The 26,001-nt window shown below is 66.3% G+C and carries 15 protein-coding genes; 6 read left to right on the top strand and 9 right to left on the bottom strand.

What is annotated here, in order from left to right; translation table 11 throughout:
• Positions 1-4,530, top strand: a complete 4,530-nt coding sequence (gltB, locus tag CMV14_RS15625; protein WP_096367762.1) for a glutamate synthase large subunit — start codon at positions 1-3, stop codon at positions 4,528-4,530.
• Positions 4,531-4,691: 161 nt separating this feature from the next.
• Entirely contained in the window at positions 4,692-5,363 is a 672-nt protein-coding gene (locus tag CMV14_RS15620; RefSeq protein WP_066968380.1) for a glutathione S-transferase family protein, read from the top strand.
• Between the two features lie 51 nt (positions 5,364-5,414).
• On the opposite strand, the gene CMV14_RS15615 is transcribed toward CMV14_RS15620, so the two are convergent.
• Together CMV14_RS15615 and CMV14_RS15610 are read right to left on the bottom strand one after the other, a co-directional pair.
• Positions 5,415-7,598: a tetratricopeptide repeat protein gene (locus CMV14_RS15615; RefSeq protein ID WP_083216077.1), complete on the bottom strand. Its 2,184-nt coding sequence runs from the start codon at positions 7,596-7,598 to the stop codon at positions 5,415-5,417.
• Between the two features lie 97 nt (positions 7,599-7,695).
• Entirely contained in the window at positions 7,696-9,036 is a 1,341-nt protein-coding gene (locus CMV14_RS15610) for a M20/M25/M40 family metallo-hydrolase (RefSeq protein ID WP_066968378.1), read from the bottom strand.
• A 236-nt stretch (positions 9,037-9,272) separates the two neighbouring features.
• On the opposite strand from CMV14_RS15610, the gene CMV14_RS15605 reads away from it, so the two are divergent.
• Complete coding sequence (locus CMV14_RS15605) at positions 9,273-10,616, top strand: DEAD/DEAH box helicase (protein ID WP_066968377.1); 1,344 nt, start codon at positions 9,273-9,275, stop codon at positions 10,614-10,616.
• Positions 10,617-10,779: 163 nt separating this feature from the next.
• Here CMV14_RS15605 and CMV14_RS15600 read toward each other — a convergent pair whose 3' ends face one another.
• From CMV14_RS15600 to CMV14_RS15575, 6 genes are all read right to left on the bottom strand, one after another.
• Positions 10,780-11,937, bottom strand: coding sequence for an aminotransferase (locus tag CMV14_RS15600; RefSeq protein WP_066968375.1), 1,158 nt, complete (start codon positions 11,935-11,937; stop codon positions 10,780-10,782).
• Positions 11,934-12,566 carry a DedA family protein gene (locus tag CMV14_RS15595; protein WP_066968373.1) on the bottom strand — a complete coding sequence of 211 codons (633 nt, stop codon included), beginning with the start codon at positions 12,564-12,566 and terminating at the stop codon, positions 11,934-11,936. The genes CMV14_RS15600 and CMV14_RS15595 overlap by 4 nt, the downstream gene beginning before the upstream one ends.
• Before the next feature lie 99 nt (positions 12,567-12,665).
• On the bottom strand, positions 12,666-14,792 hold the full coding sequence (gene ligA / locus CMV14_RS15590) for an NAD-dependent DNA ligase LigA (protein WP_066968371.1): 2,127 nt from the start codon (positions 14,790-14,792) through the stop codon (positions 12,666-12,668).
• 81 nt (positions 14,793-14,873) lie between these two features.
• Entirely contained in the window at positions 14,874-15,563 is a 690-nt protein-coding gene (locus tag CMV14_RS15585) for an aspartate/glutamate racemase family protein (RefSeq protein WP_066968370.1), read from the bottom strand.
• Between the two features lie 27 nt (positions 15,564-15,590).
• Positions 15,591-17,660, bottom strand: a complete 2,070-nt coding sequence (locus tag CMV14_RS15580; protein ID WP_066968430.1) for a response regulator — start codon at positions 17,658-17,660, stop codon at positions 15,591-15,593.
• Positions 17,657-23,035 carry a HAMP domain-containing protein gene (locus CMV14_RS15575; RefSeq protein WP_066968368.1) on the bottom strand — a complete coding sequence of 1,793 codons (5,379 nt, stop codon included), beginning with the start codon at positions 23,033-23,035 and terminating at the stop codon, positions 17,657-17,659. The genes CMV14_RS15580 and CMV14_RS15575 overlap by 4 nt, the downstream gene beginning before the upstream one ends.
• A gap of 322 nt (positions 23,036-23,357) precedes the next feature.
• Here CMV14_RS15575 and CMV14_RS15570 point away from each other — a divergent pair, with 322 nt between their 5' ends.
• The 3 genes from CMV14_RS15570 to CMV14_RS15560 are packed head-to-tail and all read left to right on the top strand — an operon-like array spanning position 23,358 to position 24,267.
• Positions 23,358-23,729, top strand: coding sequence for a hypothetical protein (locus tag CMV14_RS15570; RefSeq protein WP_066968366.1), 372 nt, complete (start codon positions 23,358-23,360; stop codon positions 23,727-23,729).
• Positions 23,729-24,004 carry a DUF5985 family protein gene (locus CMV14_RS15565; RefSeq protein WP_066968364.1) on the top strand — a complete coding sequence of 92 codons (276 nt, stop codon included), beginning with the start codon at positions 23,729-23,731 and terminating at the stop codon, positions 24,002-24,004. The genes CMV14_RS15570 and CMV14_RS15565 overlap by 1 nt, the downstream gene beginning before the upstream one ends.
• Complete coding sequence (locus tag CMV14_RS15560; protein WP_066968362.1) at positions 24,004-24,267, top strand: DUF5985 family protein; 264 nt, start codon at positions 24,004-24,006, stop codon at positions 24,265-24,267. The genes CMV14_RS15565 and CMV14_RS15560 overlap by 1 nt, the downstream gene beginning before the upstream one ends.
• On the opposite strand, the gene recN is transcribed toward CMV14_RS15560, so the two are convergent.
• Positions 24,264-25,925, bottom strand: coding sequence for a DNA repair protein RecN (gene recN / locus CMV14_RS15555; RefSeq protein ID WP_066968360.1), 1,662 nt, complete (start codon positions 25,923-25,925; stop codon positions 24,264-24,266). The genes CMV14_RS15560 and recN overlap by 4 nt on opposite strands.
• Positions 25,926-26,001: the final 76 nt, after the last annotated feature.

The raw sequence follows: 26,001 nt of genomic DNA, 5'->3' as shown, positions 1-26,001 counted from the left end.
ATGATGACCGAGTTCCTCACTCCCGAACATGAACGCCTTGCCCGCGAGGGCATGTACCGGCCCGAATATGAGGGCGATGCCTGCGGCGTCGGCCTCGTCGCGGCGACCGACGGTAAGCCGTCGCGGCGTGTCGTGTCGGCGGCGATCGACGCGCTGAAGGCGGTGTGGCATCGCGGCGCGGTCGATGCCGACGGCAAGACCGGCGACGGCGCCGGCATTCATGTCGATCTGCCGATCCGCTTCTTCGATGACGCGATCGAGCATTCGGGGCACCGGCCCCAGCCGAACCGGCTGGCGGTCGGCATGGTGTTCCTGCCGCGCACCGATCTCAACGCGCAGGAGACCTGCCGTACCATCGTCGAAAGCGAGATCATCGATTTCGGCTACAGCATCTATGGCTGGCGGCAGGTGCCGGTCGATGTCTCGGTGATCGGCGAGAAGGCGCTTCAGACCCGCCCCGAGATCGAGCAGATCATGATCGCCGGGCCGATGCCCGACGCGATGAGCCTGGAGGAGTTCGAGAAGAACCTCTACCTGATCCGCAGGCGTATCGAGCGCAAGGTGATCGAGGCGCAGATCCAGGGTTTCTACATCTGCTCGCTGTCGGCGCGATCGATCGTCTACAAGGGGCTGTTCCTCGCCGAGGAGTTGTCGGTGTTCTATCCGGACCTGAAGGACGAGCGCTTCGTCAGCCGGGTCGCGATCTTCCACCAGCGCTATTCGACCAACACCTTCCCGCAATGGTGGCTGGCGCAGCCGTTCCGCACGCTCGCCCACAATGGCGAGATCAACACGATCCGCGGCAACAAGAACTGGATGAAGAGCCACGAGATCAAGATGGCGTCGCTCGCCTTCGGCGAGCACTCGGATGAGATCAAGCCGCTGATCCCGGCGGGGGCTTCGGACACCGCCGCGCTCGACGCGGTGTTCGAGACGATCTGCCGTTCGGGCCGCGATGCGCCCACCGCCAAGCTGATGCTGGTGCCGGAGGCGTGGCAGAACGTGCCCGACATGCCCGATGCTCGCCGGGCGATGTACAGTTATTTCGGATCGGTGATGGAGCCGTGGGACGGCCCCGCCGCGCTGGCGATGACCGATGGCCGCTGGGCGATCGCGGGCGTCGACCGCAACGCGCTGAGGCCGCTGCGCACCACCCGCACCGCCGACAATCTGCTGATCGTCGGGTCCGAGACGGGGATGGTCGTCGTCCCTGAAAGCACGATCATCGCCAAGGGGCGCATGGGCCCCGGGCAGATGATCGCGATCGATCTGGAAGAAGGCCGGCTCTATGCCGATGCCGAGATCAAGGACCTGATCGCCGCCGAGAAGCCCTATGGCGACTGGGTGAAGAACTTCATGGTCCAGGCCGACCTGCCGATGCCCGATGGCGACATGGTCCCGCGCTGGCCGCGCGCCGAACTGCTGCGCCGCCAGGTCGCGGCGGGCCAGACGCTGGAGGACATGGAGCTGATCCTCAGCCCGCAGGTCGACGACGCCAAGGAGGCGGTTGGCTCGATGGGCGACGACACGCCGCTGGCGGTGATTTCGGACAAGCCCCGGCTGATCAGCCATTTCTTCCGGCAGAATTTCAGCCAGGTCACCAACCCGCCGATCGATTCCCTGCGCGAAACGCGGGTGATGAGCCTCAAGACGCGCTTCGGCAACCTCGCCAACATCCTCGACAATGAGGGGCAGCAGGCCGATGTGCTGGTGCTCGAAAGCCCGGTGCTCCACTGCCGCGACTGGCATGCGCTGAAGGATCATTTCGGTGCCCAGGCGGCGGAGATCGACTGCACGTTCGACGTCAACGCCGGCCCCGATGCGCTGCGACAGGCGATCGCGCGCGTCCGCGCCGAGGCCGAAACCGCCGTGCGCGAGGGCAAGGCCGAGCTGTTCCTGACCGACGAGCATATCGGCACCGATCGGGTCGGCATCGCGATGGTACTGGCGGCGGCGGCGGTCCACACCCATCTCGTCCGCAAGGGGCTGCGCTCCTATGCCTCGGTCAATGTGCGGTCGTCCGAATGCCTCGACACCCATTATTATGCGGTGCTGATCGGGGTCGGCGCGACCACGGTGAACGCCTATCTGGCGGAGGCGGCGATCGCCGATCGCCATGCGCGCGGCCTTTTCGGCGATCGTAGCCTGGCCGAATGCCTGAAGCGCCACCGCAAGGCGATCGATGACGGCCTGCTCAAGATTATGTCGAAGATGGGGATCGCGGTGATCTCCAGCTATCGCGGCGGCTATAATTTTGAGGCGGTCGGGCTCAGCCGCGCGCTGGTCAATGATTTCTTCCCCGGCATGCCGGCCAAGATTTCGGGCGAGGGCTATAACTCGCTCCAGCACAATCTGATCCTGCGGCACGAAGCGGCGTTCGACGATGTCGTCGTCGCGCTGCCGGTCGGCGGCTTCTACAAGCAGCGGGCGGGCGGGGAGGTGCATGCCTATTCAGCGCAGCTCATGCACCTGTTGCAGACATCCTGCTCGACCGACAGCTATTCGACCTATCTGCAATTCTCGCGCGGGGTGCGCGATCTGCCGCCGGTCTATCTGCGCGATCTGCTCGAGTTCAACTGGGCGCGCGAGGGCATCCCGATCGACTCCGTCGAGCCGATCACCGAAATACGCAAGCGCTTCGTGACGCCGGGCATGTCGCTGGGGGCACTCAGCCCCGAGGCGCACGAGACGCTGGCGATCGCGATGAACCGGATCGGCGCCAAGGCGGTGTCAGGAGAGGGCGGCGAGGACAAGAGCCGCTACACGCCCTATGCGAATGGCGATAACGCCAATTCGGTTATCAAGCAGGTCGCATCGGGCCGCTTCGGCGTCACCGCCGAATATCTCGGTGCCGCCGAGGAACTGGAGATCAAGGTCGCGCAGGGCGCCAAGCCCGGTGAGGGCGGCCAGCTGCCCGGCTTCAAGGTGACCGAGATGATCGCCAGGCTGCGGCACTCCACGCCCGGCGTGATGCTGATCTCGCCGCCGCCGCATCACGACATCTACTCGATCGAGGATCTGGCGCAGCTGATCTACGATCTGAAGCAGATCAACCCGCGCGCGCGGGTTTGCGTGAAGCTGGTCAGTTCGGCTGGGATCGGTACCGTCGCAGCCGGCGTCGCCAAGGCGCATGCCGACGTGATCCTGGTCGCCGGCCATGTCGGCGGCACCGGCGCCTCGCCGCAGACATCGGTCAAATATGCCGGCACGCCCTGGGAGATGGGGCTCAGCGAGACCAATCAGGTGCTGACGCTCAATGGCCTGCGCCACCGCGTCAAGCTGCGCACCGATGGCGGCCTCAAGACCGGGCGTGACATCGTCATCGCCGCGATCCTGGGCGCCGAGGAATTCGGCATCGGCACGCTCTCACTGGTGGCGATGGGCTGCATCATGGTGCGGCAGTGCCATTCGAACACCTGCCCGGTCGGCGTCTGCACCCAAGACGAGGCGCTGCGGAAGAAGTTCGTCGGCACGCCCGAGAAGGTGATCAACCTGATGACCTTCATCGCCGAGGAGGTGCGTGAGATACTCGCCAAGCTCGGCGTGCGTTCGCTCGACGACATCATCGGCCGCACCGAGCTGCTCCGTCAGGTGAGCCGCGGGGCCGAGCATCTCGACGATCTCGATCTCAATCCGGTGCTGGCCAAGGTCGATGCGCCGGCCGACAAGCGCCGCTTCGACATCCCGACCTTCCGCAACGAAGTGCCCGACAGCCTCGATGCGCAGATGATCGAGGACGCAAGGGCGGTGTTCGAGCGGCGCGAGAAGATGCAGCTCACCTACACGGTGCGCAACACGCACCGCGCGGTCGGCACGCGCTTCTCGGCGGAAATCACCCAGCGCTTCGGCATGTCATCGCTCGCTGACGGCCATGTCCATATCCGGCTGCGGGGATCGGCGGGCCAGTCGCTCGGCGCTTTCGCGGTGAAGGGCATCACGCTGGAGGTGTTCGGCGACGCCAACGACTATGTCGGCAAGGGGCTGTCGGGTGCGATCATCGCGGTACGGCCGATGGTCTCCTCGCCGCTGGAGACCAAGTCGAACACGATCATCGGCAACACCGTCCTCTACGGCGCGACGGCAGGCAAGCTGTTCGCGGCAGGGCAGGCGGGCGAGCGCTTCGCGGTCCGCAACTCGGGCGCGACGGTGGTGGTCGAGGGCTGCGGCGCGAACGGCTGCGAATATATGACCGGCGGCATCGCGGTGATCCTCGGCCGGGTCGGCCCGAACTTCGGTGCGGGGATGACCGGCGGCATGGCCTTCGTGCTGGACGAGCATGGCGATTTCGAGCGCAACGCCAATCCGGAAAGCATCCTCTGGCAGCGCTTCGCCTCGCTCCGCTGGGAGATGCGCTGCAAGGCGCTGATCGCCGAGCATGCCGAGCGCACCGACAGCAAATGGGCCCATAGCGTCCTCGACGACTGGGACCGCTGGCGGATGCGCATCTGGCAGGTCTGCCCGAAGGAGATGGTCAACCGGCTCGACTATCCGCTGAGCGACGCGGAGCATGAGGTGGTGGCGGCGGAGTGAACTTCCCCTCCCTTTAAAGGGAGGGGATCGAGGGGTGGGTGCTTCGCCGAATGGCGAAGTTGACTTACCCACATCTCACCCGCCCCCTGGCCCCCTCCCTTTAAAGGGAGGGGGAAAAGCCTGCTGACAGAATTGTTCCATCCGACTAGGTTGGCCACCCCATGTGGCAGCTTTACCAATTCCCGCTCTGTCCCTTTTCCCGCAAGGTCCGGCTCCAGATGGAGGAGAAGGGCATCGCCTATGATCTCGTCCGCGAATCGCCGTGGCTGCGGCGGGACGAGTTCCTCGATCTGAATCCGGTCGGGCAGACTCCGGTGATGGTCGATCCGGCGACGGGGACCACGCTGATCCACAGCTGCGCCATCTCCGAATATATCGAGGAGACGGTCGAGCCGGTGCCGATGATCCCGGGCAACGCCGCCGCGCGCGCCGAGATACGCCGGCTGGTCGCCTATTTCGACGAGAAATTCTATTCTGACGTGGTCGGTCCGCTGCTCTATGAGCGCGCGCTCAAGCGCATCGTCCACCGCGCCCCGCCCGATGCCGGCGTGCTCCGTCAGGCGATGAAGGCGGTCAACGACCATCTCGACTATATCGACTATCTGGTCGGCAGTCGTCGCTGGATCGGCGGCCAGCTGATCAGCCTCGCCGACCTCGCCTGCGCCGCGCATATCTCGGTCGCCGACTATCTCGGCGGGATCGACTGGCGCGGCCATGACGAGACCCGGCAATGGTATTCGGGCATGAAGTCCCGCCGCTCGCTGCGGGTGATCCTGTCCGAGCGGATGGAGCTGGTCGGCCCGCCCGAACATTATGAGAAGCCCGATTTCTAAGCCTGATGGCGGCAGCGCTATGGGCTCCCGCCGAAACCGTGGATCAGCTTCTCACGCGCCAGCCACGAGCCGCTCGTAAAGGGCCTCGACATCGCGGGTGTAGCCAGCGCTGTCGAACAGCGGGCTGCTCATCCGCCTGTCGGCCAGCTTGACCTTGAGCGTCGCCAGTGCGGCCGGATCGGTGGCGATCTCCAGCGCGCGCTGCTCATAGGCGGCGGCCGACGGAGTGACCAGTTCGGGCATGTCGAGCGCGTGCAGCAGGCTTCCGGCCACGCGGGCCACGAAACTCTCGCCCAGCTTTGTCAGCACGGGGACGCCCATCCACAGCGCATCCGTGGCCGTGGTGTGGGCGTTCACCTTGAACGTGTCGAGGAACAGGTCGGCATGGACATGTCGGGCCATGTGATCGGCGGCCGACATGCGTTCGGCGAAAACCAGCCGGTCGGGCGAGATGCCGCGCGCCTGCGCCTCCCGGCGAAGATTGTCGGCCGCCCAGTCATTGTCCTGCAGCAGCCACAGCACGCTGCCCTCGACCCGGGCCAGCAGGCGCATCCAGATATCGAAGGCGTCGGGCGTGATCTTGTAATTGTTGTTGAAGCTGCAGAAGACGAAGCCGTCCTCCGGCAGGCCCAGCTCCGCCCGCGAGAAACGGCGATCCGAAACCGCGCAGCGATCGTCGGTCGGGTAATAGCTGTTGGGAAGATAGGCGATCTTCTCCGAGAAGAAGTGCTGCCGCTCGGGCGGTATGACGGTCTCGTCCGCGATAACATAATCGATGAAGTCGGAACCGCTGGTGCCGGGAAAGCCGAGGAAGCCGACCTGGACCGGCGCTGCGCGCCGCGCAAAGATGCCGAGCCGGGCATCCTGGGTATGGCCCTTCAGGTCCACGGCGATGTCGATCCCCTGGGTCCGCGCCAGTCGGGCGATGTCCTCGTCCGACAGATGGGCGACGGGGTGGAAGCGGGCGACTGCATCGGTCAGGCGCTTGCGCATCTCGTCCTCGATGTCGGGGCCGTAGGAGAAGATGTGGATTTCGAAGCGGCTGGGATCGTGCAGTTCGAACAGCCGGGCCATGCAGTGGATGGTCGCATGGTTATGGAAATCGGTGGAGAAATAGCCGACCCGGATCGGGGCGCCCGCCGCGCGACGGCGCGGGGCCAGGGTTCGGCCGGGGCCATATTTCGCTGCCGCCCAGTTTCGCGCGCACAGCAGCTGGCGTTCGAGGCTGTCCTCGAAGCCCAGCATGTAGAAGGGCTGGAAGGCATCGGTGCCTGTTCCAAGAGGCGAGGGGCCGCCTTTCGCTTCCTCATCCTCCCACAGGCACATATGCGCCTGCAGATTACGGGCCTCAGCTTGGGCGAGCGCCGATGCCGGCGCGATATCCAGCGCCCGCCGGTGGCTTGCCAGGGCCTCGTTCAGCCGCTTCATGCGGCGAAGCAGGCTGCCACGATTATTATGGGCGTTGATCTGGGCCGGTGCCATCGCGATGGCGCGCTCATAGCTTGCCAGCGCCTCGTCGGGGCGCTTGAGCATGGTCAATGCATTGGCACGGTTGACATGGGCTTCCGCCAGGCCCGGCTTCAGCCCGATTGCCATGTCGAATTCCGCCAGGGCATCGTCCACCCGACCCAGATCCAGCAGCGTGTTGCCGCGCGCATTATAGGCTTCGGCGCATTTCGGGCCCAGCTTCACGGATCTGTCGGCGCTCGCCAGGGCCTCGTCCAGGCGCCGCAGACGCCGAAGCGCGATGCTCCGGTTCAGATAGGCTTCCAGATTGTCGGCATGCAGCCTGATCGCCATGTCGAAGCTCTGCAGCGCTTCCTCTGAACGGCCATGATCGTTCAGCGCGATGCCCCGGTTATTATAGGCTTCGAAGAAATCGGGCGCGAGCTCGATCGCCTTGTCGTACAGGCGGATGGCTTCATCGTGGCGGCCGAGCGACGCCATGATCGCGCCGCTGATATTGGCCAGTATCTCGCAATGAGGGAAAAGGGCCAGCGTCACTGCCGCCCGATCGGCCGCCTCCGCGCCACGGCCCTGCCGATAGAGGGCGAGGATGGCCTCCAGATCGGCGCCGGGCGCGTTCTGGATCGCCGGGCGGGACAGTTCGCGAAGCTCGTGCTGGAGCCGCTTGTTCGCCGGAAAGCGCGCGAGCATCTCGCGATAGAGCAACTCGGCTTCCTCGGAAGAGAGGCTGCGTGCCTTGCGAAGCGCCTGGTCGACGGACATCTTCATGCGGATCGGACTTTCCTTTGGCCGCGCCGAGGCGCCGGGAATGTCCGCCCTGCTAAACGATCATGGTTAATCCTTTATTGGAGAGGGCAGGCGCCCGTCATTCAGGCGCGCGCCGCTCCCCGCTCAGCCGCGTCATCAGGATCGCCGCGCGTTTTGCCTGCAGGGGGATCGATGTCAGGTCCACCCTCTCGCCGGGCGCATGGTCGCCGGTCGAATAGCTGCCCATGCCGACATAGGAATCGACGTCCCTCGCGACGAAGCTGATATCGCCCGCGCCGCGCTTGAGCGGGTCGAGCGGGGGCATTTCGGGCAGGCCGAGGTCGCGGTTGACCGCGTTGAGCCGGTCGAGGATCGCCCTGTTGCCCTGGGTCGGCGCCATTGCCGGGTAGCCGCCCTTGTCGAAGGCGATTTCGGCGTTCGTCCCCGGCAGATGATCGGCGACGATCGCGGCCATCTTCTGCCGCACCCGCGCGGTCTGCTCGTCGGACAGGGTGCGCATGTCGCCGCGCGCTACGGCGACGGGCGGGATGATGTTGGTCTTGCCGGTCGCCGACATGCGGATGCCGTCGGGGTCGGTCGTCTGAGTGGCGCCGCCCGCGATCAGGCCGACATTGTAGGTCAGGTTGGTCTCGGGCAATTCGCGGCGGAAGCGGTCGATGATCCGCGCCAGCTCATAGATTGCGCCATAGCCGGCCTTCTCGCCGAAGATGCCGCTCGAATGGCCGGTATTGCCGCTCGCCCGGACGGTCCAGCTGTTCGATGAGCGCCGCGCGATCGATCCCATGTCTCGGCCATCCTCGCGCGCCAGCCCTTCGAAATCGAGCGCGATGTCGGCGCGTTTGCCGGCCGCGATCAGGTCGGCGCGGGCCAGTTCGATCGGGTCGCCCGAATCCTCCTCGTCGCCGGTCAGCACGATCTCGATATCGGCGCGGCCGAGCGTGCCCGCCGCCTTCATTGCCCGGAGCGCCGCGACGATCACCGCCATGCCGCCCTTGTCGTCGCCCGCGCCGGGACCTTCGGCCCAGTCCCGCCCCTCGGCGTCCTTGCCCTTGAGTGTCCAGGCCTGGAACGGGCTGTCGGGTTCGAAGACGGTATCGAGATGGCCGATCAGCAACAGGCGCTTGCCGCGCCCGTCGCCCTTGTGCACCGCGACGATATGGCCCGCCCGGCCGGTCTTCTCCATCGGGACCCAGCGCACCGTGAAGCCCAGCGGTTCCAGCTCCGCCCGCATCATCTGCCCGACCTTGGCCACGCCGGGCAGGTTGCGCGATCCCGAATTGACGTTGACCAGTGCCTCCAGCAGCCCGATCGTCCGCCCACGTTCGGCATCGATCACCTGCACCATCCGGCTTTCGGCCTTGTCGAGGGCGGCGAGGGCGGGCAGAGGCGCCGTTGCGCAGAGGACACAGGCTACGAGTTTCCGCCAGTTTTTCGACATTGGTCGCACCTCGGCTTGCAATCGCGTCCGTAATGGATCATATGCCGCTCCGCGTCGATGCTGTTCTGCAGCATTTGGCCATGAGCAGCGTGATCTCCTGATCTGTCCAACGATCAGGCCGGCTCTGGCCCTCAGGAACGCATCCAAGCTGAGGCTTCCCAATTCACGCGGGTCGTCATGTGAACCCGCTGTCGCATGGACGCCGTCCGTGCGCCCGCACCACTGAAAGTGCATTTGTGACCAAATTTTCCGAACTCGGCCTGATCGAGCCGCTCCAGCGCGCGCTGGCCGCCAAGGGCTATGACATCCCCACGCCGATCCAACAGCAGGCCATCCCGCCGCTGCTCGAAGGCCGAGACCTGTGCGGCATCGCCCAGACCGGCACCGGCAAGACCGCGGCCTTCGCGCTGCCGTCGCTCCATTATCTTTCCGAAAACCTCAAGCATACGCCGCCGCAGGGCTGCCGGATGCTGATCCTGGCGCCGACCCGCGAGCTGGCCAGCCAGATCGCCGAGAGCTTCGTCCAATATGGCAAGTTCCTTCGTCTGAGCGTCGCCACCGTGTTCGGCGGCGTGCCGATCAACCGGCAGATCCGCCAGCTCCAGCGCGGTGTCGACGTGCTCGTCGCGACGCCCGGCCGCCTGCTCGACCTGATCGACCAGCGCGCGCTGAGCCTGAAGTTCGTCGAGCTGTTCGTCCTCGACGAGGCGGACCAGATGCTCGATCTCGGCTTCATCCACGCACTCAAGCGGATTGACCAACTGCTGCCGAAAAAGCGCCAGTCGCTGTTCTTCTCGGCCACCATGCCCAAGGCGATCGCCGATCTGGGCGACCGTTTCCTGACCAACCCGGTCAAGGTGTCGGTCGCGCCGCAGTCGACCACCGCCGAGCGGGTCGAGCAGTTCGCTACCTTCTGCAACCCGCAGGAGAAGCAGGCGCTGCTGATCATGCGCATCCGCTCCGAGCCGATCGACCGTGCGCTGGTGTTCACCCGCACCAAGCATGGCGCCGACCGCGTCGTGAAGCATCTGCGTGCCGCCGGCATCGCGGCCGAAGCGATCCACGGCAACAAGAGCCAGCCGCAGCGTGAGCGCGCGCTGGGCCTGTTCCGCCAGGGCGAGGTGAAGATCCTCGTCGCCACCGACATCGCCGCGCGCGGCATTGATGTCGGCGGGGTCAGCCATGTTTTCAATTTCGAGCTGCCCAATGTCGCCGAGCAATATGTCCACCGCATCGGCCGCACCGCCCGCGCGGGTGCCGCGGGCATCGCCATCGCCTTCGTGGCCGATGACGAGCGGCCCTATCTGAAGGCGATCGAGAAGCTGACCCGGGTCAAGCTGGAGGTCCAGCCGCTGCCGGAGAACTTCGTCAGCGAGAAGGCGAAGATGCCGAAGCCCGCCGCGCCGACCGCCGAGGAGCTCCGCCAGCAGCGCAACGGCCAGAACGGCCGTCGCCATGATGGTGGTGGACGCAACGCCCGCGACGGTGCCGGCGAAGGCCCGCCCAAACGCCGCTTCAGCCGCCCCAAGGGCGCGCCCGGCGCGCACAAGGGGGCGGTGAGGAAGTTCGGCGGACGGTAACGCCTTCCAGATCCTCCCTGCCCGAAGGGCGGGGAGGGGGACCGTTCGCGTAGCGAATGGTGGAGGGGTAATAGGTCGAAGCTGTCGCTGGCGGAGAGGTCGGAAACCCCTCCACCATGCTGCGCATGGTCCCCCTCCCTATCGCTGCGCGATAGGGAGGATTTCAGATCGCCAGCTTCTCCCGCATCGCCTTGAGCCGCGCGATCGCCTCGTCGAGCACCGCGTCCTCCTTGCAATAGCAGAGCCGCAGGATGTTGGTGACCGGTCGCTCCTCGAAGAAGGCCGAGACCGGGATCGTCACCACCCCGCCTTCCAGCGCCATCCGGTCGGCGAACGTCACATCGTCTAGCGCGATGCCCGAGGCAGCCAGATCGACCGAGACGAACCACGTCGCCTGGCTGGGCAGCACGGCATAGCCCGCCGCTTCCAGCCCCGCGACCAGCCTGTCACGGGACCGGGCGAAGCCCGCGCGCATCGCCTCGAACCAGCCTTGTGGCTTGGCGAGGCCCTGGGCGACCGCCCATTGCAGATTGGGCGGGGTGGTGAAGGTCATGAACTGATGGGCCTTGCCGACCTGCTTCGCCAGCATCTCGCCCGCGACCATCCAGCCGACCTTCCACCCGGTCAGCGCGAAGATCTTGCCCGCCGATCCGATCTTGACGGTGCGATCGCGCATGCCGGGTATGGCGATCAGCGGCACATGGTCCCCGTCGAAGACAACATGCTCCCACACTTCGTCGCAGATGGCGACAAGGTCGTGGCGGATGCAGCGTTTGGCGATCATCTCCAGGGTCGCGCGGTCGTACATCTTGCCGGTGGGATTGGCAGGATTGTTGAATATCAACAGCTTGGTCGCCGGTGTTATCGCCGCATCGAGCGCGTCGGCGCTGAGCGTCCAGTGCGGCGGCTCCAGCCCGATCAGCTTCGGCACGCCGCCCGCCCGGCGCACCATCGGCATATAGGCGTCGTAGAGGGGCTGGATCAGCACCACCTCGTCGCCCGGGGAGACGAGGCCGAGGATCGCCGCCGAGATCGCCTCGGTCGCGCCCGATGTGGCGACCACCTCGGTCTGCCAGTCGAGGCTCAGGCCGTGATGCGCGCCATAATGGGCGGCGACCGCCTGGCGCAGTTCGGGGATGCCGAGCATCGGCGGGTACTGGTTCGATCGCTCGATCAGCGCGTCGGCGGCGGCGCGGCGGACATCCTCAGGGCCCGGCGCGTCGGGAAAGCCCTGGCCCAGGTTGATCGCGCCCGTCTCACGCGCGATCGCCGACATCTTCTCGAAGATCGTCGTCGGCAGCGCGGCGTAGATCGGGTTCATGCCTTCGACGCGGGTTTCTTGAGGCGGTGCCAGACGAACCAGATGCCGCTCGCCAGGATCAGTCCGACGATGACGAAATCGAGCTTGTGGAGGATCCCGCTCAGCCGCGCATCGGTGCGCCACTGGTCGCCCAGCTTCATGCCCACCCAGGCGAGGCCGAAACACCAGGGCCAGGAGCCGATAAAGGTGTAGAGGTGGAAGCGGAACAGCGGCATCCGCGCGACCCCGGCCGGGAAGGCGATGAACGACCGGATCGCGGGCAGCAGCCGGCAGATCAGCACGGTCAGGTCGCCCCACCGCGCGAAGAAGCGTTCGGCGCGATCGAGGTCGCTGTGGCTCATCAGGAAATAGCGGCCCCAGCGGTCTACGACGGCGCGCCCGCCGCGCTTGCCCAGTTCATAGGCGAAGATCGACCCGACATTGCAGCCGATCGCTCCGGCCGTCGCCGCCATGTAGAGGTCGAACTGCCCGGTGGAGACGAGATAGCCCGAGAAGGGCATGATGATCTCGGACGGCAGCGGGATGCAGGCGCTTTCGATCGCCATCAGGATGACGATGCCGGTGTAGCCGCCCCAGCTGATCACCGCGATGATGAAGCTGGCGAGCGCGGCGATGATGGCGTGGAACATGGGCTGGGGGATAGCTTCGCTTCTCCCCTCCCGCAAGCGGGAGGGGCCGGGGGTGGACTTCCGACCCCTTGATCCCCTCCCGCCTGCGGGAGGGGAAAGTCACCCCGCCGCCGCCACGATCGCGCCCCAGCCCGCCTCGTCGGTCACCTCGACACCCAGGTCGCTCGCCTTCTTCAGTTTCGATCCCGCGCCCGGCCCCGCGACGACCAGGTCGGTCTTGGCCGACACCGATCCTGCCACCTTGGCGCCGAGCGCCTCGGCCTGGGCCTTCGCCTCGTCGCGCGACATCGTCTCAAGCGTGCCGGTGAACACCACTGTCTTGCCGCTCACCGCCGAAGCCCGCGTCTCGTGGATCACGTCGGCGGGCTGGAGCTGCGACAGCAGATCGGCCACCGCCTCCTGATTGTGCGGCTCGGCGAAGAAGTCGATCAGCGCCAGCGCCACTTCGGGGCCTACGCCTGGCGTCTCGATGATCGCCGCCAGTTCCTTGGCAATGCGGACCGCATATTTGTCGTCGGGTTCCCCCACCGCCTGCACCGCCGCGTCGCGCGCTTCGATCGCGCGATCGATCACCGTCTTGAGCGCGTCCCAGCTGCGATAGCGGCGGGCCAGATCGCGTGCGGTCACCTCGCCGACATGGCGGATGCCCAGCGCGAACAGGAAGCGGTCGAGCGGCGGATTGCGTTTGGCATCGATCGCGGCAATCAGATTGTTGGCTGAAATTTCGGCCCAACGTTCACGACTTAGCAGGGTTTCCTTCGTCAGTTTGAAAATGTCGGCCGGAGACTGAACGAGCTGGTCCCTGAAGAAATTCTCGATATTGGTGATGCCCAGCCCCTCGATGTCGAGTGCGTGGCGCGAAACGAAATGGCGCAGCCGCTCGACCCGCTGGGCGGGGCAGATCAGCCCGCCGGTGCAGCGATAATCGACCTCGCCGGGTTCCCGCTCGGCCGCCGATCCGCATTCGGGGCAGGTCTCGGGAAAGGGCCATGGCCCGCGCGCTTCGTCGCGCGACAGATTCTCGACGATCTGCGGGATGACGTCCCCGGCGCGCTGGACGACCACCCGGTCCCCCGGCCACACGTTGAGGCGGCCGATCTCGTCGGCATTATGGAGCGTCGCATTGGTGACGACGACGCCGCCCACCGTCACCGGCTCCAGCCGCGCCACCGGGGTCAGCTTGCCGGTGCGGCCGACCTGGATGTCGATGTCGTTGAGCAGGGTCTGGGCCTTTTCGGCCGGGAATTTGTGCGCGATCGCCCAGCGCGGCGCGCGGGCGACGAAGCCGAGCCGCTTCTGCCAGTCGAGCCGGTCGACCTTGTAGACGACACCGTCGATATCGAAGGGCAGGTCGGCACGCTTCGCCTCGATCGCGCGATAATGGGAGAGCGCCTGTTCCGCGCCATCCATGCGGACGAAATCGTCTGAGACCGGGACGCCCCAGGCTGCAATGGCGTCGATCACGCCTTTCTGGGTGTCGGCGGGGAGGGCGGAGACTTCGCCCCAGCCATGCGCCAGAAAACGCAAGGGGCGTGAAGCCGTCACCGAGGGATCCTTCTGGCGCAGCGACCCAGCGGCGGCGTTGCGCGGATTGGCGAACTGGCGCGCCTTGGCCGGGTCCTCCGCTTCGGCGAGCAGCCGGGCGTTGAGCGCGGCGAAATCCGCCTTCGCCATATAGACCTCGCCCCGAATCTCGAACACGGCGGGCGGTTCGCTGAGCAGATCGGCACCCTTCAGCCGCTGCGGAATGTCGTCGATCGTGCGGACATTAGCGGTGACGTCCTCGCCGGTCGTGCCGTCGCCGCGGGTCGCCGCCAGCACCAGCACACCATGTTCGTAGCGCAGCGAGCAGGACAGCCCATCGATCTTGGGTTCGGCGGTGAGCGCCACCGGTTCGCCGTCGCCCAGCTTCAGATAGCGGCGCACCCGCTCCACGAACTCGGTCACGTCCTCGTCGGCAAAGGCATTGTCGAGGCTGAGCATCGGCTGCGCATGAGCGACCTTGGCGAGATGCCCCGAGGGCGTGGCGCCAACCAGCTTCGACGGCGAATCCGCGCGGATCAGGTGCGGATATTCCGCCTCCAGCGCATTGTTCTCGCGCATCAGCGCGTCATAGTCGGCGTCCGAAATCTCGGGCGCATCCTCGCCATGATAGAGCGCATTGTGCCGCGCGATCTCGGCGGCGAGGAAGGCGAGCCGTTCGGCGGCTTCGGATTCGGTGGTCATGGGCGTTGTTTAGCGCCGACGGGCCTGCATCGTCGAGACAAGCCGGCAGCCCTCAATCGCAAAAGGTCATGCGGCCGATCGTCAGGCCAAGGCTTTATCCACCGCCGCCAGCGCATGCAGGGTGGTCGTGTCGAATAGCGGCACGGCGCTATCCTCCTCCCGCACCAGCAGCATGATCTCGGTGCAGCCGAGTATGATCGTCTCCGCTCCCGCCTCGATGAGCCGGGCGATGATCTCGCGATAGGCGGTACGGGAGGGTTCGCGAACCTCGCCCTTCACCAGTTCCTCATAGATGATCCGATGGACGGTCGCGCGGTCGCCGGCCTCGGGCACCAGCACCTGCAGGCCATGGCCCGCCAGTCGGCCCCTGTAGAAATCCTGCTCCATCGTAAAGGCGGTACCGAGCAGGCCGACCCGGGCCACGCCCGCCGACTTCAGCGCCGCGGCGGTGGGATCGACGATGTGGAGCAGGGGGATGGCGACGCTCGCCGCCATCTCGTCCGCCATGCGGTGCATCGTGTTGGTGCACAGAACGATGAAATCCGCACCGCCCCGTTCGAGCGCTCGGGCCGCCTCGATCATCTCGGCGGTCAGGCTTTCCCAGTCGCCGTCATGCTGGAGTTTCTCGATCTCGCCGAAATCGACCGACAGCATCAGGCTGCGCGCCGAATGGACGCCGCCCAGCCGCCGCTGCGCCTCGCGGTTGATGATCCGATAATATTCGGCCGAGCTTTCCCAGCTCATACCGCCGATCAGGCCGATGGTCCTCATGCCGGCATGATGCCCCGGTGATCGCGTTCAGGCCACCCGTGTTTCCGCCGGCCGCGCCACCGCGGCGCGGATCGCCTGATCGAGCTGGTCTGGGGTGAACGGCTTGGCCAGGGTCAGGACGCCGAAGGCGAGATCGGCGCTGTCCACCGCTTCCGCATTGCCCGTGATCATGACCGCCGGCAGGTCGGGCCGGCCACCCCGCGCACGGCGGACCAGTTCGCTGCCGGAGACCTGCGGCATAGCATAGTCGGTCAGCAACAGGTCGATCGCCAGTTCGCCGTCGAGCAGATCGAGCGCCTCGCGGCCGTCTCCGGCCGTGGTCACCGCATGGCCTGCGTCGCTCAGCATCGCCGCCGTGGTCGCGCGCACGCCCTCATGGTCGTCGACGAGCAGGATCGAAAAGCGCTCTCCCGGAGCCATGGCTGCGGTCGTGGCGTCGGTCTTGGGCGCGGCGGCGCGCGCGGCGGCGCGGGCGCGGGGCAGCCAAATCTGTACTCGGGTGCCTTCGCCCACCCGGCTGTCGATGCGGATGGTGCCGCCCGATTGCTGCGCGAAGCCATAGACCATCGACAGGCCGAGGCCGGTGCCCTTGCCGACCGGCTTGGTGGTGAAGAAAGGCTCCATCACCCGTTCAAGCAGTTCGGGCGAGATGCCGCCGCCCTCGTCGGCGACCTCGAACACCACATAGTCGCCCGGCGCGATCCCGCCCGGATCGTGGATGATCCGGTCGTTGCGGGCGCTGACGCTGATCGTGCCGCCCTGCGGCATCGCGTCGCGGGCATTGATGATCAGGTTCATCAGCGCCAGCTCCAGCTGGGTCTGGTCGGCGAAGGCAGACCAGACCGCCTTGGCGCTGTTCCATTTGAGTTCGACGATGCCGCCCAGCGTATGGGCGAGCAGATCGCGGACCGACGCGGCGAGCACGTCGGCCTGGATCGGCGCGGGTTCCAGCTTCTGCCGCCGCGCGAAGGACAGCAGCCGCGCGACCAGTTCGGCGCCCTGTTCGGCGGCATGCTTGGTCATGCCGATGATCCTGCTCTGGTCCTCGTCCAGCGAGATGCGCCGCTCGATCAGCCGCAGCCCACCCAATATGGCGGCGAGCAGGTTGTTGAAATCATGCGCGATGCCGCCGGTGAGCTTGCCGATCGCATCCATCTTCCGGCTTTGCAGCAGTTGCAGTTCCAGCTCCTTGCGGTCGGTGACGTCCAGCAATGTTCCTGCGAACTCCACCGGCGCGCCATCGGCATCGCGCAGCAGCACCGCCTGATCCAGGAAGTGGCGATATTCGCCATTGGCGGCGCGCCAGCGATATTCGACCGCGAAGCTGCCGTCGCTCGCCCGGTCGCGATAGGCCTGGTCGACCCGCTCGCGATCGTCGGGATGGAGCCGGTCCTGCCACAGGGTCGGCTGGCGGCGCAGTTCCTCCACATCATAGCCGGTCACATGCTGAAAATTGCCGCTGACGAATTTGGGAATGCGCGGCGCGGCGTCGGGGGCTTCCAGATAGAGGATGATCGGCAGCGATTCGATGATGGCCAGCTGGCGCTGTTCGGCCAGCCGGAGCTCCTGCTCGGTGCGCAGCAGTTCGGCATTGGCGCGCAGATTCTCATCCAGCAACTGTTGCTCGGCCGCCGCCTTGCGCTGGATCTCGCGACGCATCTGGTAGAGATCGACGAACACGCCGACCTTCGATCGCAGCACGATCGGTTCCACCGGCTTGAACACATAGTCGACCGCGCCCATCGAATAGCCGCGGATCAGATGCTCGGTCTCCTTGTTCACCGCCGACAGGAAGATGATCGGGATGCGCTTGGTCTGCTCGCGCTGGCGGATGATCTGGGCGGCCTCATAGCCGTCCATCTGGGGCATGAAGACGTCCAGCAGGATCACCGCGAACTCGCCCTTGAGCAGGTGGCGCAGCGCCTCCTCGCCCGATCTGGCAAGGACGACGTCGGCGACCTCCTCCAGCACCGTGCGCAGGGCCAGCAGGTTCCGCTCGTCGTCATCGACGATCAGGATGCGGGCGCGCTCGTCGGCCGGGGCGGGGGTGAGGCCGGGCAGTTTCGGCACGGGCCGGTCGTTGCGGGCCGGGCTCATTCGGCCGCCGAATGTTCGAGCGCGCCGGCGGACGAGGCCCGGGATCTCGCGATCCATACCCGGAGCAGTGCCAGCATCAGCTCGATGTCCACCGGCTTGGCGATATAGTCCGACGCGCCGGCATCGAGGCATTTCTGCCGGTCGCCCTTCATCGCCTTGGCCGTCACCGCGATCAGCGGCAGTTCGGCGAGCTGCGGTCGCTCGCGGATCTGCTGCATCGTCTCATAGCCGTCCATCTCCGGCATCATGATGTCGATCAGGGCGATATCGATGCCGGGGGTCTGTTCGAGGATCAGGATGCCGTCGGCGCCGCGCTCGGCGTGGAGCACCTGGACGTCGTAGCTCTCCAGCACGCTGGTCAGCGAGTAGATGTTGCGGATATCGTCGTCGACGATCAGGATCCTGGCACCAGCCAGTTCTGGCACCGGCCGCAGGGTCGGGGCAGGATCGCTGCCCTCGATCAAGGTCAGCGGCGGCCGTGCCGGCTCGCTGTCGATCCGGGCCAGCAGCCCTTCGAACACCGATTTCAGGGCGTCGGGGGAGGCGGGCTTCTCAGTCACGCCCGCCGCGCCCAGCGAATGGGCGGATGCCAGCCGGTCGGCACCCGATATGACGTGGATCGGGATGTCCATCGTCTGCGGATCATGCTTGAGCAGATCGAGCAGGACGAAGCCGTCGATGTCAGAGAGGCCGAGGTCGAGGGTGATCGCGTGCGGCTGCATCTTGCGCGCGGTGGCAAGCGTGCCGGCGCCCGCGGTCGAGACAACGCCCTTAAGCCCCGCCTCATGCGCGACATCGAGCAGGATCGAGGCGAAGGTCGGATCGTCCTCCACGATCAGGACGAACGGCGCGTCGCCCAGTGCCTCGCGATCGTCGGTCACCTCCATCGGCGCGGGGAGCGCGCTGGGCACATTGGCGCCGCTATTGTCGTAGCGGGCGGGCGTGCCCTCTCCGGTGGTGGCCGGGGCAACGGTATGGGTCGGCACGAACAGGGTGAAGGTCGATCCCTCGCCGGGGTTTGAGCGGACCTGCAGCTCGCCACCCAGCAGCCGGGCGATCTCGCGGCTGATCGACAGGCCCAGGCCGGTGCCCCCATATTTGCGGCTGGTGGTGCCGTCGGCCTGCTGGAACGCCTCGAAGATCAGCTTCTGCTTGTCCTTCGGGATGCCGATGCCGGTATCGGTCACGGCGATCTCGATCACCCCGTCGGCGTTGCGCAGAACGGGGTTGCTGCTGCTCCAGCCCGCCTTGGCGTTGCGCACCGCCAGGGTGACGCTGCCATGGGCGGTGAACTTGAAGGCGTTGGACAGCAGGTTGAGCACGATCTGCTGGAGCCGCTTCTCGTCGGTGCGGATCGACGCGGGCAGGGCCTGGTCGAACTCGACCCGGAAGTCGAGATTCTTGTCGGCTGCGAGCTGGCGGAAGGTCCGCTCCATGTGCAGCTTCAGGCTGCCCATCGGCATGTCGCCGATCTCGATCGAGACGGTGCCCGATTCGATCTTCGACAGGTCGAGGATGTCGTTGATCAGGCTCAGCAGGTCCGATCCGGCCGAGTGGATGGTGCGGGCGAACTCGGTCTGCTTCTCGTTGAGGTTGCCCTGCGGGTTGTCGGCCAGCAGCTTCGACAGGATCAACAGCGAGTTGAGCGGCGTGCGCAGCTCGTGCGACATGTTGGCGAGGAATTCGGACTTGTACTTGGAGGTGAGGGCCAGCTGCTCGGCCTTCTCCTCGATCGCCCGGCGGGCCATGTCGATCTCGAGATTCTTGGCCTCGACCTGCTTCTTCTCATTTTCCAGCAGCTGCGCCTTCTCCTGCAGCTCCTCGTTGGTGGCGTGCAGTTCCTCCTGCTTGGTGGTCAATTCGGTCTGGCGGGCCTGGAGTTCCTGTGTCAGCAGCTGCGACTGCTTGAGCAGGCCCTCGGTGCGCATCGTCGCGGCGATCGTGTTGAGCACGATGCCGACCGACTCCATCAGCTGGTCGAGGAAGGTCTGGTGGGTCTCGTTGAAATCGCTGAACGACGCCAGCTCGATCACCGCCTTGACGTCATCCTCGAACAGGGCGGGCAGGATGTTGACGTTGGACGGCGCGGCATGGCCCAGGCCCGATCCGATCCGGATGAAATCCGAAGGCGCGTTCTTGAGCAGGATCGGCCGCTTGTCGGCCGCGGCCTGGCCGACCAGCCCTTCGCGCAGCTGGAATTCGCGCTTCAGCTCCTCGCGGTTTTCCGCGCCATAGCTCGCCGCCAGTTCCAGGACGGTTTCGTCAGCCTCGCGCTTGGCGACATAGAAGACGCCATATTGCGCATTCACCAGCGGCGCGAGTTCCGACATGATCAGATTGGACACGGTGGTCAGGTCGCGTTCGCCCTGCAGCATGCGCGAGAAGCGGGCCAAGTTGGTCTTGAGCCAATCCTGTTCCGCGTTCTTCAAGGTCTGTTCCTTGAGGTTGCGGATCATCTCGTTGATGTTGTCCTTCAGCGCGGCCATCTCGCCCGACGCTTCCACCGCGACCGATCGGGTAAGGTCGCCCTTGGTCACCGCTGTCGCCACATCGGCGATCGATCGCACTTGGTTGGTCAGGTTGGTCGCCATCGCGTTGACGTTGTCGGTCAGGTCGCGCCACAGGCCGGCGGCGCCGGGCACGCGCGCCTGGCCGCCCAGCTTGCCTTCGATGCCCACCTCGCGGGCCATGTTGGTCACCTGGTCGCCGAAGGTGGAGAGGGTGTCGATCATGAAGTTGATCGTCTCGGCCAGCGCCGCGATCTCGCCCTTGGCGTCCACGGTCAGCTTGCGCTTGAGGTTGCCCTGCGCCACCGCGGTCACCACGTCGGCGATACCGCGCACCTGATTGGTCAGGTTGGTCGCCATCAGGTTGACGTTGTCGGTGAGGTCCTTCCAGGTGCCGCCCACGCCGGGCACCTGCGCCTGCCCGCCCAGCTTGCCCTCGGTACCCACTTCGCGGGCGACGCGGGTCACTTCCGAGGCGAAGCCGTTGAGCTGGTCGACCATCACGTTGATCGTGTCCTTGAGGGCGAGGATCTCGCCCTTCACGTCGACGGTGATCTTCTTGGAAAGGTCGCCGCGCGCCACGGCGGTGGTGACGTCGGCGATGTTGCGGACCTGGCCAGTGAGGTTGTCTGCCATCAGATTGACGTTGTCGGTCAGGTCCTTCCAGGTGCCGGCGACGCCGCGCACCTGCGCCTGTCCGCCCAGCTTGCCCTCGGTGCCGACCTCGCGGGCGACGCGGGTCACTTCGGAGGCGAAGCTGTTGAGCTGGTCGACCATCGTGTTGATGGTGTTCTTCAGCTCGAGGATCTCGCCCTTCACGTCGACGGTGATCTTCTTGGAAAGGTCGCCCAGCGCCACGGCCGTCGTCACCTCGGCAATGTTGCGGACCTGGCCGGTCAGGTTGGCCGCCATCGCGTTCACATTGTCGGTCAGGTCCTTCCAGGTGCCGCCGACGCCTTCCACCTGCGCCTGCCCACCCAGCTTGCCTTCCGAGCCGACTTCGCGGGCGACGCGGGTCACTTCCGACGCGAATGAATTGAGCTGGTCGACCATGACGTTGATGGTGTTCTTCAGCTCCAGGATTTCGCCCTTCACGTCGACGGTGATCTTCTTGGAAAGGTCGCCGCGCGCCACGGCGGTGGTCACCTCGGCGATGTTGCGGACCTGGCCGGTGAGGTTGCCGGCCATCAGGTTGACGTTGTCGGTCAGATCCTTCCAGGTGCCGCCGACGCCTTCCACCTGCGCCTGCCCCCCCAGCTTGCCTTCCGAGCCGACTTCGCGGGCGACGCGCGTCACTTCGGAGGCGAACGAGTTGAGCTGGTCGACCATCACGTTGATGGTGTTCTTCAGCTCCAGGATTTCGCCCTTCACGTCGACGGTGATCTTCTTGGAAAGATCGCCGCGCGCCACGGCGGTGGTCACCTCGGCGATGTTGCGGACCTGGCCGGTCAGGTTGTCGGCCATCAGGTTGACGTTGTCGGTCAGGTCCTTCCAGGTGCCGTCGACGCCGGGCACCTGTGCCTGTCCGCCCAGCTTGCCCTCGGTACCCACCTCGCGCGCCACGCGCGTCACTTCCGAGGCGAAGCCGTTGAGCTGGTCGACCATCGTGTTGATGGTGTTCTTGAGCTCCAGGATCTCGCCCTTCACATCGACGGTGATCTTCTTGGAAAGGTCGCCGCGCGCCACGGCGGTGGTGACGTCGGCGATGTTGCGGACCTGGCCAGTGAGGTTGTCGGCCATCAGATTGACGTTGTCGGTCAGGTCCTTCCAGGTGCCGGCGACGCCGCGCACCTGCGCCTGTCCGCCCAGCTTGCCCTCGGTGCCCACCTCGCGGGCGACGCGGGTCACTTCGGAGGCGAAGCCGTTGAGCTGGTCGACCATCACGTTGATGGTGTTCTTCAGCTCGAGGATCTCGCCCTTCACGTCGACGGTGATCTTCTTGGAAAGATCGCCCGAGGCCACCGCCGTCGTCACTTCGGCGATGTTGCGGACCTGACCGGTCAGGTTGTCCGCCATCAGGTTGACGTTGTCGGTCAGGTCCTTCCAGGTGCCGGCGACGCCTTCCACCCGCGCCTGTCCGCCCAGCTTGCCCTCGGTGCCGACCTCGCGGGCGACGCGGGTCACTTCCGACGCGAATGAATTGAGCTGGTCGACCATCACGTTGATGGTGTTCTTCAGCTCCAGGATCTCGCCCTTCACCTCCACGGTGATCTTCTTGGAAAGGTCGCCCGAGGCCACGGCGGTGGTCACCTCGGCGATGTTGCGGACCTGGCCGGTCAGGTTGGCGGCCATCAGGTTGACGTTGTCGGTCAGGTCCTTCCAGGTGCCGGCGACACCCTTCACCACCGCCTGACCGCCCAGCTTGCCCTCGGTGCCCACTTCGCGCGCCACGCGCGTCACTTCGGAGGCGAAGGAGGCGAGCTGCTCGACCATGGTGTTCACCACCTTGCCGATGCGCAGGAATTCGCCGCGCAGCGCGCGCCCGTCGATCTCGACCGCCATCGCCTGGGAAAGATCGCCCTTGGCCACCGCGCCGATGACGCGGGCCACCTCGGCGGTCGGCTGCACCATGTCCTCGATCAGCTCGTTGATCGAACGGATCGCGCTTTCCCAGCCGCCGGTCGCCGATTTGACCCGCGCACGCTGGGTGATCTTGCCTTCCTTGCCGACCACGATCGAGAGCCGCCCCAGCTCATCGGTAATCTGGCGGTTGATATCGACGACTTCGTTGAACAGCTGCGCGATCTCGCCATCGGTACCGGCGAAATCATCAGGCAGGCGCACCGAAAAATCACCGCGCCGAAGGCTGCGGAGGGCGGACACCAATTGACGGCGGTCGAGGCCGTCATGGGGGGTATGGGCGTTCACTCTGGGGTTCCCTGTTCTCCCCCCCGTTTAGAGTTGCACTCGCTCGGCCCCCCGGCCCGCGAAGCGTTGTATAGCAACGGTAAACCGAGAGTGTCTCGCGAAATTTTCACAGGCTTTTCTCCGCTTTGCGGCGCCGATATAGAGCCTCCAGCCTGAACCTCTCCCCGCGATTGGCACGCCATGGCGGTGCCCCGCCTCGAATCCATTTCGGTCCGTCCCGCACGAAGGCGAAGATTCCGGCTTGTCAGGGCGTTGCGCAGGGGCCACCCTGGCGCAGGGCTGTGGGGAGCCGGATCGGGATCAACAGAAGCTCACCCTTATAATGCCTTCAGATCAAGACCTTGCCGCGTTCATCCGCTCGACCTTCCGGTCGGTGTGGTCGCTGGAACTTGTCTCGCTGATGGCACGCGAGGGCGATCGTGGCTGGGAACGTGCCGAACTGGTCGCCGCGCTGCGCGCCAGCGATCTGATCGTCGACCGGGCGATCGATGAACTCACCATCGCCGGCGTCCTGCTGCTCGACGGTGCGGGACAGGCCTGCCTCCGCCCCGCCTCGGCCGACCTGAAAGCGCTGGTCGACGCATCCACGGCTTTCTACGTGCGGTCCCCCGACAAGGTGCGCCGAATCATCATCACGGGCGCGACGACGGGGCTGACGGCCTTTGCCGACGCGTTCAGGATAAGGAAGGACTGATGGTCGCCCATTTTCCAACGGTCGTCTATCTGCTCAGCTTCGCGGCCAGCGTGGTCTGCGCCGGCATGCTGGGACGCAGCTACCGGTCCTCGCGCGCGCCGCTGCTCTTCTGGAGCGCCGCCTGTTTCTCGCTTCTGGCGATCAACAATCTGGTGCTGGTGATCGATCTGGTGGTGACTCCGCCGACGGTCGATCTGCAGGTGCCCCGCCTGCTGATCAGCCTGGCTGCGGTCGTGACCCTGTTGTTCGGCTTCATCTGGAATGGAGAGGACTGATGCTGCTCGCGCATTTCCTTGCCGGGGCGGTGACGCTGGGCTTCCTGCTCGCCGGGCTGTTCTTCCTCCGCTTCTGGCGCCGCACCGGCGACGAGTTGTTCTTCTCCTTCGCGATCGCCTTCGCGCTGCTGGGCCTTGCCCAAGGCGCTATCATGCTCGCCAATTCCTATCTCGAGGAGCGGGCCTGGGCCTATCTGCCGCGCCTCGTCGCCTTCGCGCTGATCATCCTGGCGATCGGGCGGAAGAACCGGCGGGTTCGTTAGGCAGCTTCCAGCAGCCGCATCGCCTGCGCGCGGGCCTCGGCGGTGATTTCGGCTCCGGAGAGCATCCGGGCGATCTCCTCCTGCCGCTCCGCGCTGTCGAGCGGGCGGACCCCGGTGCGGGTAACGAGCCCGTCATGGCTCTTGGCGATCAGCCAGTGGCTGGCGCCGCGCGCGGCGACCTGCGGGCTGTGGGTGACGACGAGGAGCTGGGCGTCCTTGGACAGGCGCTTGAGCCGTTCGCCGATGGCGTCGGCCACCGCGCCGCCGACGCCCCGATCGATCTCGTCGAAGATCATCGTGGTGGCCGATCCCTGTTCCGCCAGCGCCACCTTGAGCGCCAGGATGAAGCGCGACAGCTCCCCGCCGCTGGCGATCTTGATCAGCGGAGCGAATGGCGCGCCGGGGTTGGTTGATATCTCGAACTCGATCCGGTCGCGGCCGGCGGGCGACCAGCCGCTTTCGGGCAGCGTCTCGACCAGGGTCCGGAATCGGGCCGCGTCAAGCTTGAGCGGCGCCAGCTCGGCCGCCACTGCCAGGTCGAGCCGCTGTGCCGCCGCGCGGCGGGCATTGCTCAGCATCTCTGCTGATTTTTCATAGGCTTGCCGTGCAAACCTAGCATCTTGTTCGAGCTTTGCGATGCCCGCGTCTCCCGCCTCGATCCGGTCGAGCCGGCTGCTCAGCTCGTCTCGCAGCGCAGCGAGGTTGTCGGGATCGACCCGGTGCTTGCGGGCCAGCGCGCGCAGCTCGAACAGCCGTGTCTCGGCCGTCTCCAGCCGGGCTGGATCGAAGCGCATCGCTTCGGCCGCGGCGGCCAGCCTGTCCTCGGCCTCGCTCGCCTCGATCACCGCGCGGTCGAGCGCTTCCAGTGCCTGCCCCAGCAACGGATGCTCGGGCGCAATCCGGTCGAGCCGGCGGGCCGCCTGTCGCAGTGCGGCGAGGCCGCCCTCCGATCCTTCGAGATGCGCGTTCACCGCCTCGATATCATCGGCCAGCCGCGCGCCCTTCTGCATGTCCGATCGTTCGGCGGCCAGCATCGCCTCCTCACCGGGCTCGGGCGCGAAGCGGGTCAGTTCCTCGACCGCATGGTCGAGCCATTCGCGGTCGCGCGCGGCGTTCTCCAGATCGGTGCGGGCGGTCTCCAGCGCCTCCTGGGCGGCGCGCCAATCGGCATGGGCAGCGGCCACCGCGGCGACGTCGAGCCGCCCGAAGGCATCGAGCAGGGCGCGATGCCCGCGCGGGTTGATCAGGCCGCGGTCGTCATGCTGGCCGTGAATCTCGACCAGCATCCCGCCCAGTTCGCGCAATGTCGCGGCTGACGCGGGCTGGTCGTTGATGAAGGCGCGGCTGCCGCCGTCGGCCTTGACGATTCGGCGGATCACCAGCGCCTCGCCCGGCTCGAACTCCAGCCCGTTTTCGGACAGCAGCGCGAAGGCCGGGTGATCGGCGCCCAGATCGAAGCCGGCGGAAACCATCGCCTGCGCGGCGCCGTTGCGCACCAGACCACTGTCGGCGCGGACACCCAGCGCCAGCCCCAGCGCGTCGAGCAGGATCGACTTGCCCGCGCCGGTCTCGCCGGTCAGCGTGCCGAGGCCCGGCCCGAATTCGAGATCGAGCGCCTCGATCAGCACGACGTCGCGGATCGCCAGGGTGGTCAGCATGGGGACATCTGTAGAACAGGCGGGCGGGGCGCGCCAAGGCCCCAAGGCTTGGCTTTTGCCATGCTCGTGCCAAAAG

It is taken from the genome of Rhizorhabdus dicambivorans, from assembly GCF_002355275.1.
Taxonomy (GTDB): Bacteria; Pseudomonadota; Alphaproteobacteria; order Sphingomonadales; family Sphingomonadaceae; genus Rhizorhabdus; species Rhizorhabdus dicambivorans.
The sequence above is the reverse complement of the archived record's forward strand: the minus strand, read 5'-3'. Positions and strand labels throughout refer to the sequence as shown.

Coding starts and splice junctions, on each gene's coding strand:
- CMV14_RS15565 (WP_066968364.1), top strand. CDS start 23,729: ATGGTCGCCCATTTTCCAACGGTCGTCTATCTGCTCAGCTTCGCGGCC.
- gltB (WP_096367762.1), top strand. CDS start 1: ATGATGACCGAGTTCCTCACTCCCGAACATGAACGCCTTGCCCGCGAG.
- CMV14_RS15600 (WP_066968375.1), bottom strand. CDS start 11,937: ATGAACCCGATCTACGCCGCGCTGCCGACGACGATCTTCGAGAAGATG.
- CMV14_RS15585 (WP_066968370.1), bottom strand. CDS start 15,563: ATGAGGACCATCGGCCTGATCGGCGGTATGAGCTGGGAAAGCTCGGCC.
- CMV14_RS15610 (WP_066968378.1), bottom strand. CDS start 9,036: ATGTCGAAAAACTGGCGGAAACTCGTAGCCTGTGTCCTCTGCGCAACG.
- CMV14_RS15615 (WP_083216077.1), bottom strand. CDS start 7,598: ATGAAGATGTCCGTCGACCAGGCGCTTCGCAAGGCACGCAGCCTCTCT.
- CMV14_RS15580 (WP_066968430.1), bottom strand. CDS start 17,660: ATGAGCCCGGCCCGCAACGACCGGCCCGTGCCGAAACTGCCCGGCCTC.
- CMV14_RS15595 (WP_066968373.1), bottom strand. CDS start 12,566: ATGTTCCACGCCATCATCGCCGCGCTCGCCAGCTTCATCATCGCGGTG.
- CMV14_RS15560 (WP_066968362.1), top strand. CDS start 24,004: ATGCTGCTCGCGCATTTCCTTGCCGGGGCGGTGACGCTGGGCTTCCTG.
- ligA (WP_066968371.1), bottom strand. CDS start 14,792: ATGACCACCGAATCCGAAGCCGCCGAACGGCTCGCCTTCCTCGCCGCC.
- CMV14_RS15620 (WP_066968380.1), top strand. CDS start 4,692: ATGTGGCAGCTTTACCAATTCCCGCTCTGTCCCTTTTCCCGCAAGGTC.
- recN (WP_066968360.1), bottom strand. CDS start 25,925: ATGCTGACCACCCTGGCGATCCGCGACGTCGTGCTGATCGAGGCGCTC.
- CMV14_RS15570 (WP_066968366.1), top strand. CDS start 23,358: ATGCCTTCAGATCAAGACCTTGCCGCGTTCATCCGCTCGACCTTCCGG.